Source organism: Daejeonella lutea, assembly GCF_900168015.1.
GTDB lineage: Bacteria > Bacteroidota > Bacteroidia > Sphingobacteriales > Sphingobacteriaceae > Daejeonella > Daejeonella lutea.
Genome location: NZ_FUYR01000001.1, coordinates 1341219 through 1353664 on the forward strand (window position 1 = coordinate 1341219; position 12446 = coordinate 1353664).

Genomic DNA, 12446 nt, shown 5'->3' on the forward strand with positions numbered 1-12446 from the left:
CAAAACTAGCGAATAATTATGTCCATTTATTGTATGGGTCGAAGACAATCCTGTATAAAAATACTGCTATCATCTTTTAACAATAGCAGTAAATGAATCGAAATTAAGGGTGCAATTACTTCTTCTCCCGCTTAGGCACGTAATTATAATACGTATTTATGCGTCCAATGAACTCCACCAATTTGGCCTGCATTTTTTCGATATCCTTCAGTCTGGCCATCACCTCTACCCGGGGATTATGGATCTGATAATATCCATTCTGAACATCCGCGTCAATAGCATAAGGAATTGCCATGAACTCTTCCGGTGTATACCACTTTTGCTCCCGCGATTGATATATCCAGTATCCTTTCTGATACGCGTCAGCAGCCAGCTTTCTTCTGCGGAGATAATCCAGGTCTTTGCCTTTAAGTTTTTGAACGGTGCTCATGATACAAACATAAGTAAATACTAATAATATTAGCAAATTAAATTTGTTAGGACGTCCTTTCCCGGTAAATCAACAGGTAAAACTATCTCGCTCATTTTTAGATAAACGAATTGAATTTTGGTGTTCTAAAATCGAGTGCAGATTAGCCTGAGTCATCAATAAAAAAATCGGACAATTGCACGCCTAAGGCCCTGGCTAGTAGACGCATTGTGTTCACCCTGATATTGATTTCGCCATTCTCCATTCTGCGTAATCGTGCAATACTTATGGTACTTTTCCTGGACATTTCGTGCAGGCTTAAGGCTTTCTCAAGCCTGAGCTTTTGCAATTGATTACCGAAAGTCTTTAAGATTTTGTCAAAGGGTTCGTTCATATTGAGTGATTTGGTTTGGTCAAGATCGGAACAAGCTTCAAGCTTTGGAGAACCTATTTGTGTTAATTCTGATAGTTCGGAAACACCACCCCGTCATTTCCTCACACAGATCCAGGAACCTCTCCTGCAGTAAAACATCATCCGCTTCCGGATTGTGCGATTGAACCTTCTGATGAAAAAAATAACGGCCGCTAACTTTCGCATCTATATCATCGCTTGCAGCCAGCCAGGTTTGCGTAGCATAACCCTTTTCCAGATTGTCCGGCGCGCCGCGGCCTCCCATTTTAGTAGGCACCCATCCCGGATCTACGGCATTGGCATACACATCCGGCCATTTCCGTGCAGTCGCCAGGCAAAGCATCAATACGTGTAACTTGGAATCTGAATAGTTGATACGACCGATGTCAGTCTTGAAGAACTCAAGCTTTGCATGCCCGTGTAAATGCATCCCTGAACTCAGGTAGATCAGTCTTATCGGTTTGTTTATAAGGCAGGTCAAAATATATGGTGCCAGCACGTTGACCGCAAAGACGTCCTTTGCAGGAGCCTGGTAAAGACCCGCATTATGAATCACAGCATCAAATAACCCCAGGCTGTTTACTTCCTGAGCGAGTTTTTTTGTTTCGTTGAGATCGGTGAGATCAGCTGTTAATACAGCTTCCGCTCCGGGGCAACTTCTTAGGGCATCCCGACCACGTTCCGCATTCCGGGCATGTAAAACAACCTGGTGTCCCTGTTTTATAAGTGCATTCGCTGCGAGCTGTCCGAGACCGTCGGCGGAGCCGGTAATGAATATTCTTGGCATAGGAACAAAGGTAAAGGTCTTGATCTTATCCCTGCAAGATATGGCCCTATCCAATTTTTGAAATCGCTAATGATATTAAATCTTAAGCAAGTCCCATGAGCCGAATAAATAATACAATCGGCTCACAAATTCACTATATTTGAGCCGAATAAAATTATTAATCGGCTCATGACCTATAATTGGGAACAAGAAACCTGGCCTGACTTTACGTACGACCTCGCAGAGATAGAACAGAAATTGTATCTGTTTTCGGAGAAGACAGGAACGGTAAGCGGCGTGTTAAAGTCGCTTCCGGAGGATACACAGTTGTCGGCAATTATCGATACAATGGTAGCCGAAGCGATCAAGACTTCTGCGATCGAAGGTGAATTCCTGGACCGGAATGATGTGGTGTCTTCCATCAGGAACAATCTGGGCCTGAATGAGCATCCTGATCCGGTGCCGGACAAAAGAGCAAAAGGGATCGGGCAATTAATGGTTGATGTTCGGAATACATTTTCAATCCCTTTGGATCAGGAAACATTATTCTCATGGCACCGAATGCTCTTAGGAAATGACCGGAGGATTAATGCCGGACAATGGAGAGCTTCTGCGGAGCCAATGCAGGTTGTCTCGGGTACGTATGGAAAAGAGCAGATCCATTTTGAAGCTCCCCCTTCCGATCGCGTTCCGAAAGAAATGGAGCGGTTTATCAATTGGTTTAATGAAACGACTCCCGGTGGAAAGTATCAGATCATCCAGGCACCCGTACGGTCAGCTATTGCACACCTGTATTTTGAAACTATCCACCCCTTTGAAGATGGCAATGGCAGGATTGGCAGGGCTATTTCTGAAAAGGCGATCTCTCAGGGAATAGGCCGTCCCGCTTTGCTTGCACTTTCCAAAATAATCGAGGCAAACAAAGCGGCATATTATGAAGCATTGAAAACCGCCCAGCGGTCGAACGAGATCACAGCATGGATCGCCTGGTTTGTAGAAATGGTTATCGCTGCGCAAACTGACGCAGAGCAACAAATTGAATTTGCATTGAGAAAGACAAAGTTTTTCGACAAGTTCAAAGATCACTTATCTGAAAGGCAGCTTAAAGTTATACGGAGGATGCTTGAAGAAGGGCCGGAAGGTTTTCAAGGTGGAATGAATGCTAGAAAATACGGTTCCATTACTCAGGTATCGAAAGCAACGGCGACCAGAGACTTACAAGATTTGGTTGAACAAGGTATTTTCGTTGCCGTAGCGGGTATGAGTGGCAGAAGTACGTCGTATGAAATTTACTTAGGCAGGCTCTAATTACAAGGAATTGGCTTTATAACTTTGCGCTCTCTGCGCCTGCCGGCAGGCAGGTTTAAACCTTGTCGGAAATCCGAATTTGAATCTCCGCCCAGTATCCGAATTTGAATCTCCGCCCAGCAATCTTTGCGCCCTTTGCGTAAAACTTTGCGCTCTTTGCGCCTGCCTGCCGGCAGGCAGGGTTAATCCTTGTCGGAAATCCAACATCGGAAATCCGGTCATCCCTCCTCCTTCATCCCTCATGCCTCCGAGCCCTAATCCGAAAACGATACCCAGCCAGCATATCGAAGTTCAGAATATTCTCCGATACGTGTGGCGGATTTGAACGTCATCCAGCAATTGATTTCTCCTGCCCGATCCACCGCTGCACAATTTACTGCAAATGATCCCGCACCCCGTGGTATCCCTCGTTGAGCCCAGACCCACACCTGACCATCGAAAAAATCAGCGAACAGTATTACCAGCTCATCATCTTCACTTTCGCCTGCTCCTGGCTTCGGATCCCATTGAATCTCCATGAATTTATCTACCCCCATCGTCATATTGTAGACATCGGAAACCGGCCACTTGCCGGTGGCCAGGATCAAATCAGACAGAGAAACCTGCTGGCCTGGATAGGTATCGATCACTTTTCCGTCTACGGCAGTCCTCAAAAGCTTGTGAGTACTTCTGGATCTGGCTGCTGTGAGTTTTGATAGTTTAACAAGCATTTCCCTGATCCGGATGAGCAGTTCTTTTGCCAGCTGTCTGTTTTCAAAGGCTTCGAGTTTAGTTAGGGGCCACTCCGGATCGTCTGGCAAATACCGCACTATGAGATTAGCTCGGGCGGAAAGGCTGTACATAGCCTGCCGGCCGCGGTTGCTTGGCTTGTCGGGGTGATTCAGCATAATAAAATTTATGAGATCCGTGGAATATTGACAAAGGTAAAGGTCTTGATCCTATCCGTGCAAGATATGCCCTACCCAATATTTGAAATGGCTAATGATATTAAATCTTAAGCAAGTCCATGAGCCGAATAAATAATATAATCGGCTCATAAATTTCAGAGTGCACATAGAAATACAAAAACCGAAAAGAGCATTTAACTTCCGACCTCGCCCCGTAAACACAACTAACTCTTTATTAAGGCTTCAGAATTTGCCTTAAATATCTTAAAAATTCCTCCACGCTCTTTCTAACTATTTCTTCACCTCGCATAGCTTTTGGTTGATTAGACTATCGAATATTGCTGTTTGTCTAATCGATAAAAAAATTCGAACTACTTTGTTAGTTTCGAAGTTAAATGCCAGCCGGTTCACTATCAGCCGGCAGCAGGTCTTACGATGACAACTATTAAAAAAAAGTACAGAGCTGGCGGGTGACGTAGTTGACAGGCAAGCGGTCTTAGAAATGGAGTTTAGCGGTCAATTCACCCCCTGCAAAGGTTTATATTTAGAAAATTACAACTATCATCGGGACAACGAGTAAATGCTTTGATATGAAAAAACTTAAACTAAACATTTCGGTACTATTTATCATCCTCTTCCACTTGTCCTGTACGAACGAAGTCGATCGGGCCAATTACAAGCACAAAAAAGTAGTGCAGGATCATGTTAAGTATCTTTTTGAACATGCAAGTGAACGTAAAAATGTTTTAAATATTGAGTTTATGGGAACGATTAACCTCAACTTAAGAAAACCTAATTACATCATCCTTCACCACACGGGAGAAAAAGAAATAAACGAGGCTTTAAAATACTTGTTAACCAGCAAGCGCGAAGTAAGTGCTCATTATGTTGTAAAGAAAAACGGTGAGATTGTACAAATGGGGAGTGACTATTTACGACTGTGGCATGCCGGAGAAAGCAGGTGGGGCTCAATCACTGATATGAATTCATGCTCGCTCGGCGTTGAGCTTGACAACGATGGTGAAGAAGACTTCCCTCCCAAACAAGTTGCTGCTTTGATAGACTTGTTGAATTTTATTACCCAAAAATATAACATACCCTCTTACAATATCCTGGCACACTCCGATATAACTTATCGCAAATACGACCCTCACACAAAGTTTCCCTGGGCTCATCTTGCCAGCAAAGGCCTTGGTCTGTGGTACGATCCGACACTTAAAGAGGTCAGCGCTGACTTCAATTCCAAATTGCATTTGAAAGCAATTGGATATGACACCCGCGACCTAAACGGTGCAATCGTAGCATTCAAAAGGCATTTTATCCCCTCCAATGATTCGACTCGGTTATCTCCATACGAAAAATCTATTTTATCAAACCTTGCAACTAAATCCACTAATTAGTTTCGATAATCAGGCGCTCGGTTTTTACACCAAGCTGTGGATTCCGTAGATGAAGTATATCCTAATATACACCAACAACAATATTGTCAACACATAACTATCTTTAAATCAGAAGTTTATGTGAAATTTTTTTTGGACGATCGGAAAATTCTAGATAGATTCAATCCGTATTACCACGCCAACTGATGTGGAACCTTATTCCAGATTACTACAAATGCCGCTCTCAACCTGGTTTTTGGATATCCTACAAAACACTTGGCGATGGTAAATTATTAATTGAGACGACTATGTTTACAAGCTTCATTGAGCGGTTAGAACGGATGGACTATTGCATTAGGACAAAATCGACCGGCTCATCACACCAATTTGCCAGAAAAATTGGGATCTCCCTACGTTCACTTCATGATTACCTTAACCTTCTAAAAGGCCTTGGTGCGCCCATCTCGTACTGCAAGCAACGTAACTGCTATTACTATCGGGAAAACGGCAATTTTTGCTTTAAATTTTCGAAAAAGGATTCCTCTGAGCCCTTGGAATAATTTTTTGAAAAAAAAACAGAGTGCAGTGTAATTGCATTTTCGGGGTCTAAGTTTGGTCAACATCTAGATGATTTATTCAATAATTAAAAACGAAAAAAGTATGAAAAGAAAATTAAAGATCCTTTCATTGGCACTTTTGCTAAGCATCGGCAGTATCGGTGTGTATGCAACTTGTACTGAAAGTGCTACTGACAATCCAGGTAAATGCAACGGTGGAGGTTGTGAAAGAACAAACGAAACCGGAACAGCTTGTAACGGTAATACTTGTGCAGGATGCACCTGATTATTTCGCAAGAATTCTAGTAATTAAACTTTAAATCAAAAACCATGAAAAAAATCAAAAGAGCAATTCTTTTTGCTGTACTACTCACAGGAGCTGGCACTACACTTTATGCAAATTGTTTAGAATGCAGTACTGTTGAGAACAAGGGTAAATGTTCATCACAATGGTGCGCATCCACAAATGAAGTGGGTGAAGCCTGTTGCGGAAACCCTATCTAGTTTTTTTTTTGCGTAAGTGCATGTTTATACATGCACTTATTTACTCAACTACCTAATCGTTTATGAAAAATATCTCTTTAGCAAGTACCTTGTACTTGCTCATATTTTTAATCTCCTGCAAAGAAAAAGTAGCTGTTAAAAGCAGCGATCCATATTACAATAAAAAAAATTCTTTGGAATATAAAGACAGTGTTACGCTGCAGGCCAACGGGAGCGTATCGTTCCCTTTGTCTGCCAACGTGCCCCTATTGTCTAAGTCTATTCATTTTTTCACTGATGAGTCAGGCAGATATTACACCAGCCTGAGTCTATTCGACGAACAACTAAACATTTATAATTACGACAGCCGTAAACTTGTTAAATCGGTGAAACTGGCTCATGAGGGAATAAACGGTGTGGGTAAAGCCGAGTACCTGAATCATTATATGAAAAGTATCGATACCATTTATATCAATAACGAATGGTTTTGTCGCTTTTACATCGTAAACGATTCGGCTAAAGTTATTGGAAAAGTTGAATTCCCGGAGCCTGGATCAGGCAAATTTCTAACCGGGCCTACTGCGAAACCATCTCGAGAAATGAAACGAGTTGGCAATACACTATATGTAACCGGAAACTTAACTGATCTAAACATACCAGATCATACTTCGGTTAAAAATGTGCTCACTGTTGATATGACTAATTTCCAACCTGGCCGGGTTTTTCCGCGAACGGAACTGTTTAACAAGGGCTCCTGGGGCGCATCATCTTACGAGTTGTTCAATACCTATAATGACAACACTAAAATGTTTATTTACGGATATGGGGGTGACCCTTTTTTATATGAAACAGACCACTCAGGTTCACCTAAAAAGCATTATATCGGGAGTAAATATTTTGAGAAAGTTATTCCGTTTTCCGAAGAAAAAGTAGCCAATGACAAAGTTGACCTAAAGATGTTTGAGAAACATGATATGGTCACACCCCAGTATGGTAAGATCTTGTTCGACAAATACAGAAACATGTACTATCGATTTGCCTATTTACCATTAACTGATGAAGAGTATCAAGATCCCAATAAGCGTTTTAGGAAGGAATCTGTAATAATTGCTGATTCCAACTTTCGAAAAATAGGTGAGATTGTTTTACCATATAAAACCTACAATACAAATATGTTTTTCATAGCGAACGAAGGACTACATCTCGCTAAAATTCCAGAATTACAAGGTAATGGTGACAGTATTAAATATGATATATTAAAAATTGCTAAAAAATGAGAAAGATATTTTATTTTATTCTCCTTCTTGCAGCATGCAAAGGGGAGCCAAATCCAAGATTCAAAAGTGTCGACGACGGTCTAAAAAAAACACTTAGTACTGCCCAGTTAAGTAACACTAAAAATATCATCCTTATTCCGAGGGCAGGTTGCGGAGGATGTATTGACAATGCAATTGGCTATTTAAAACCCAGAATTGACAGTCTTCAGCAAGTTGAAATAATCTTTACAGGCATATCCGATAAAAAACTTTTGAAACTTATTGTCGGCGAAGACTTTCTTAAAAAGAAAAATGTTCACATCGATTCCCTAAACCACTTCCTGGAGCTAAAAGCCATGTCTGTTTACCCTCAAATAGTTAGTTTAGAGGAAGGTAACGTGTCTGATATTAAGGAACTAGATGTGGAGTCGAATGATATGAGAAAGCTGTTAAATTGAAGAAAACATGTTTCCCGTTATTGGAATTCTAGTCGTTTTTTTTTCTTCGTTGTTTTTTAAAGCTTCTACCAACTTTTTCCTGGATGAAAAAGAATCGTTCTTCTTCCTGATCCTCATATATGCAATATATGGGCTGGCGAATCTTATAACGTTCAATAAAAGCAGCTCTGACAAAATCTCGTTGACTTGGATTGATATGACGGCGATAGCGGTGTTATTTACAACACTCCTATCGATACTCTCATCAAAGCATGTGTCAGTCTATAATGAAGCTCTATTACTATTTATTTCCATTAGTCTCGTTTATATATTCACACGAGGAGCCGATTATGGAAAGAACAGCTCAAGAGTTTTAGTATGGGGCCTTGCTTCGACTTATATATTCCAAATCACTTGTGCTTATATTAACTGGTCCGGAAATAACTTTTTGATTGATGACGGGATGGGCGTTGTCGGTTTGTTTTATAACTCCGGGCCATTTAGCATTTTCACTATAGCGCTACTCCCATTCCCCATCTATATACTCAATGAGCAAAAGTCGCGATATTTAAAATATTTGGGTATAGGGACACTATTCACCGTAACTTTTTGCGTAATCCTGTTGACTCAGTCCCGGACATCAATTGTTTGTTTAGTAGCGGTTGGACTATACATGCTGATAAGTATAAATTCAAAAGCAAAATCTCTAATAACAAAAAGGTGGGTTATCCTGTCTACTGTAACCATTGTTATATTAGGTATTACATCTCTTACCTTTTTAAAATTGGACTCCTCAATAGGGAGGCTGCTAATCTGGAAGGTTAGCATTATAAATTTCCTTGCAAACCCTATACTTGGGTATGGGTATGGATCTTTCGCTAAACTCTATCCAACCTGGCAAGCAACCTACTTTCAACAATACCCGGATGATATTGGCCATTTTAAGGTTGTCGCAGACGTCTCTTATGTTGCCTTTAACGAATTTCTACAAATACTTTTGGAATCCGGGATACTAGGCATCATTAGTTGGTGCTACTTTTTTTTCTCAATATTCAGAACGAATACAAATGGCGACAACTCAAATCATAAGCTGCTTACAGCAATCAGAGGATCGGTACTTGCGATTATAACCTCCGGATTTTTTTCATATCCCCTACATACTGCGCCAATTATGGTTCTGCTTGCAATCAATTCAGGGTTGGTTTCAGCTTTTCAATCCAAAGGTTTTGTCTTTTCATTTCCAAGAGCTTTCCAACATCTTACGAAAGTCGTAGTAGTTGCTGGGTGTTTATTCATGACCACGTATTTAGGCAGATATTACCTGGAAATTTTAGATTGGCATACGGTAAAGTTGAAAGCTTTACAGAGTGATAGCGGTGTATTAAAACAATATGAGTCGCTATATTCACACTTAAAAACCAATAGCGTTTTTTTATCTAACTATGGAGAAACACTTTATTATTATCAAAATTACTCCAAAGCGGTGGTAATTTTCAATGAATCGCAGGCTAATTATATTACTGAAAAAAACTGTGTACTGCTGGGACAGGCATATCTAAAACTTAAATTATACGGTCAGGCTCAACGAACATTTGGTAATTTAAGTTCCATGCTTCCGAACAGATTCGTTCCACGTCATCAACTGATGAAAATTGCCTTGTTGAAAAATGACACATTACAAGCTAAAATCATAGCAAAACAGATAATTAACATGCCTGTAAAAATCCCATCTGAAACTGTAAGCGGGATTAAAATGGAAATGAAAGAATTTTTAAAAAATAACAGATAGATGAGATATTCAATAGTTTTTTTAGTGTTTTTCCTGAGAATATATTCCACATCGGCTCAGGATGTGCAAGGTGTTATTGTCGATGGGGAAACAAAAAAACCTTTATCTTACTCTACAGTAGCAGTATATCATGCTCAAGACACTTCGCTAATTTCATTTAAGATCAGCGACGACAATGGTAATTTTAAATTTAGTGGATTACCGTCGAACGTACAGTTAAGATTACTTGTGACAAAAACCGGGTTCTCTATTTTTAGAAAAGAATTCAAAGTTGACGGTAAAGTGCCTTTACATCTTGGTTCGATTGAGATGATTCTGCAACCTCTAAATTTAAACGAGGTCATTGTTACTGCCGAAATACCGCCACTAATAATCCGCAAAGACACGCTGGAATTTAATGCTTCGTCATTCAAAACCCTTCCGGCCGCATTGGTGGAGGATTTACTTATGAAACTCCCCGGTGTGCAAGTTGATGTGAACGGAAATATTACCGTAAATGGTAAAAAGGTCAACAGGATTCTGGTTGATGGTAAGGAGTTTTTTGGTGGAGATTATAAAGTTGCTACTCGGAATTTACCAGCTGATATGATTGACAAAGTTAAAGTTACGAAAGACTCCGAAGTGCTTGAAAGGAACCCGGATATTCCGGATAGCAGAGTACCACAAGTAATTAACCTGACTTTGAAAAAAGGAATTAAAAAAGGATTATTTGGGAAAATATATGGTGGCGGAGGGGTGCTCTCTAAATATGAGGGTGGCGGTATCCTTAATATTTTCCGCGATACGACACAGATAAGCGTTCTCGGGTATACCAACAACTTGAATCGCCCGGGCTTTGGCTTTGCAGATATAAACCGGATCGGAGGCTTTGACAGAAGTGGCTACGATATGGTTACGTCATATAACGATGGGGGGTTTTCTCTGGATGATCTGTCGTTCGGGGGAACCGGGGAAGGGCGGCAAAAGTCGACTGGTGCAGGAGTAAATTTTAATACCATACTATCAAAAAAACTTGCAATCAATTCCCAATATTTTTATGCAAGTGTAAAATCAGACATACAACAGCTAATAAATACAGATCAGACGACCAAAGATGGGCAGCTACGTACTAGCTCCAGCAGCGATAAAACTAATTTGAATTCCACACATCGGCTGGGTGGTAGACTCAAGTGGCAGTTAGATTCACTCACAAGTGTCGATTTTAAGCCGAGCTTTGCGTTTAAAAGCCTGCAAAATAATCAGTCGACAACTCTGAACACGTTTAGAAATTTCACGACTGCTATTAACTCCAGCGGCAACGAACAGGATTTAGACGATGATGATTTAACGTTTAGCGCACAATTGTTCATTAACAAGCTGTTCAAGAAACCTGGGCGGGTGGTTTCTATCAATACCAGTTACGGTTATAACTCAGGGGGATTCGATCAATTTAACGCAGCCAACAATACTTTTGCGGGGCAACTGCCGACAAAACTTGACCAACTTAGGGATAATGACAGACAAAGCTATTCTCTCCGAAATACCCTTCTTTATACGGAACCAATTTCAAAAACTGTCAGTACAACAACACGGTTGTTTAACGACTATTTTGGTTTTAATGATGCTGTCGACACATGGGAGTATGATCCGATAAGCGGAGAATACATTTTTAAAATTAGCTCCTTATCTGAAAAGCTGACCCGGATAGGATATAGAAATAGATTAACAAATACAGTCAAGTTTAAGGGCAAAAACTTTATAATAACCCCCGGATTACAATTAACATCAATAATTCTGAAGAACTCGTTTCTGAAATCTATGCCGATTAATCAGAATTTTTTCTATTTCAACCCTAGTTTATACGGATCTTACAAAACACTTGAAGTTGCATATTCGACAAGTGTCCTGGAGCCCCAGATACTGGATTTGCAACCAGTAAGTGATAACACAAACCCCCTTTTTATCATCACGGGAAATCCCAACTTGAAGCCTACATTAAACCATTCGTTCAGTGCTTATCACGGTAAATATTTACAAAAGATCACACTAAATTATTCCTTGTCACTTTCCCATAATGTTGAACAGAACTCCATCATCCGTGACAGAACTATTTCAAACGAGGGCATACAAACTGTACGTCCCGTTAATACCAACGGGGTGCAATCATGGTACGGCCAGTATAGCTTTTTTAAACATTTCACTTTCGGAAAAAATAAAATCTCAATCGGTAATAATTTATCCGTCCGTAATCGGGATACCTATGTCATACTTAATAGTGAAAAGAGCAAAGTCAGAATTGGCGAGATTAACCCTAATTTGCAACTTCGGATTAACTTACGCGACCTACTTGAGTTAAACCAAACAATTGGATTTACAAATCAAAATAGTAAATATCAATCCCCAGATATAAACGACATCAGGCTCAACAGAAAAGATTGGAAAAGCGATTTTATACTACGATACCCAAAAAATATTGTTTGGGAATCTTCCGTTACTTTCCGCTATAATTCGGATGTACCCCCAGGATTTCAAAAAACCTCATCCAGACTAAATGGCGCGGTAGGATATTCTTTCATGAAAAACCGCGCATTGATGAAATTATCTGTGTACGATCTACTGGATCAGAATATAAATACAGTGCGTACGATCCGGGAAAACTTAATTGAGGATCGACAAAGCTCAGTGTTGAATAGATATACTCTGTTAACTTTCACCTATAACATTAGAGATTTTGGCACAAAAAAAGGCGGCTTAAACCAATTAATACAGACGTTTTAAAAGAAA

12 protein-coding genes are annotated in these 12446 nt (G+C 40.2%); 8 read left to right on the top strand and 4 right to left on the bottom strand.

Annotation, left to right across the window (positions count from 1 at the left end; all coding sequences use genetic code 11):
- Positions 1-115: 115 nt before the first annotated feature.
- The 3 genes from B5X60_RS06020 to B5X60_RS06030 form a co-directional block, all read right to left on the bottom strand.
- Complete coding sequence (locus B5X60_RS06020; RefSeq protein ID WP_079701707.1) at positions 116-430, bottom strand: hypothetical protein; 315 nt, start codon at positions 428-430, stop codon at positions 116-118.
- 142 nt (positions 431-572) lie between these two features.
- A complete protein-coding gene (locus B5X60_RS06025) occupies positions 573-803 on the bottom strand; it encodes a helix-turn-helix domain-containing protein (RefSeq protein WP_079701708.1) in 231 nt (76 codons plus the stop codon).
- A gap of 37 nt (positions 804-840) precedes the next feature.
- Positions 841-1608 carry an SDR family NAD(P)-dependent oxidoreductase gene (locus B5X60_RS06030; protein ID WP_079701709.1) on the bottom strand — a complete coding sequence of 256 codons (768 nt, stop codon included), beginning with the start codon at positions 1606-1608 and terminating at the stop codon, positions 841-843.
- Between the two features lie 168 nt (positions 1609-1776).
- On the opposite strand from B5X60_RS06030, the gene B5X60_RS06035 reads away from it, so the two are divergent.
- A complete protein-coding gene (locus B5X60_RS06035; RefSeq protein WP_079701710.1) occupies positions 1777-2895 on the top strand; it encodes a Fic family protein in 1119 nt (372 codons plus the stop codon).
- Positions 2896-3149: 254 nt separating this feature from the next.
- On the opposite strand, the gene B5X60_RS06045 is transcribed toward B5X60_RS06035, so the two are convergent.
- Positions 3150-3782, bottom strand: coding sequence for a hypothetical protein (locus B5X60_RS06045; RefSeq protein WP_079701712.1), 633 nt, complete (start codon positions 3780-3782; stop codon positions 3150-3152).
- 590 nt (positions 3783-4372) lie between these two features.
- Here B5X60_RS06045 and B5X60_RS06050 point away from each other — a divergent pair.
- The 7 genes from B5X60_RS06050 (at position 4373) to B5X60_RS06070 (ending at position 12440) form a co-directional block, all read left to right on the top strand.
- Positions 4373-5182, top strand: coding sequence for an N-acetylmuramoyl-L-alanine amidase (locus tag B5X60_RS06050; protein ID WP_079701713.1), 810 nt, complete (start codon positions 4373-4375; stop codon positions 5180-5182).
- 639 nt (positions 5183-5821) lie between these two features.
- Entirely contained in the window at positions 5822-6004 is a 183-nt protein-coding gene (locus tag B5X60_RS18095; protein ID WP_139377375.1) for a hypothetical protein, read from the top strand.
- 44 nt (positions 6005-6048) lie between these two features.
- Positions 6049-6222 carry a hypothetical protein gene (locus B5X60_RS18235; RefSeq protein WP_170878390.1) on the top strand — a complete coding sequence of 58 codons (174 nt, stop codon included), beginning with the start codon at positions 6049-6051 and terminating at the stop codon, positions 6220-6222.
- A 62-nt stretch (positions 6223-6284) separates the two neighbouring features.
- The gene (locus B5X60_RS06055) at positions 6285-7478 is read left to right on the top strand and encodes a DUF4221 family protein (protein ID WP_079701714.1); all 1194 of its coding nucleotides are present in this window, start codon (positions 6285-6287) and stop codon (positions 7476-7478) included.
- Entirely contained in the window at positions 7475-7915 is a 441-nt protein-coding gene (locus B5X60_RS06060) for a hypothetical protein (protein WP_079701715.1), read from the top strand. Before B5X60_RS06055 ends, B5X60_RS06060 begins: the two co-directional genes overlap by 4 nt.
- 7 nt (positions 7916-7922) lie before the next feature.
- Positions 7923-9683, top strand: coding sequence for an O-antigen ligase family protein (locus tag B5X60_RS06065; protein WP_079701716.1), 1761 nt, complete (start codon positions 7923-7925; stop codon positions 9681-9683).
- Positions 9684-12440, top strand: a complete 2757-nt coding sequence (locus tag B5X60_RS06070) for an outer membrane beta-barrel protein (protein ID WP_079701717.1) — start codon at positions 9684-9686, stop codon at positions 12438-12440.
- The last annotated feature ends 6 nt before the right edge of the window (positions 12441-12446 follow it).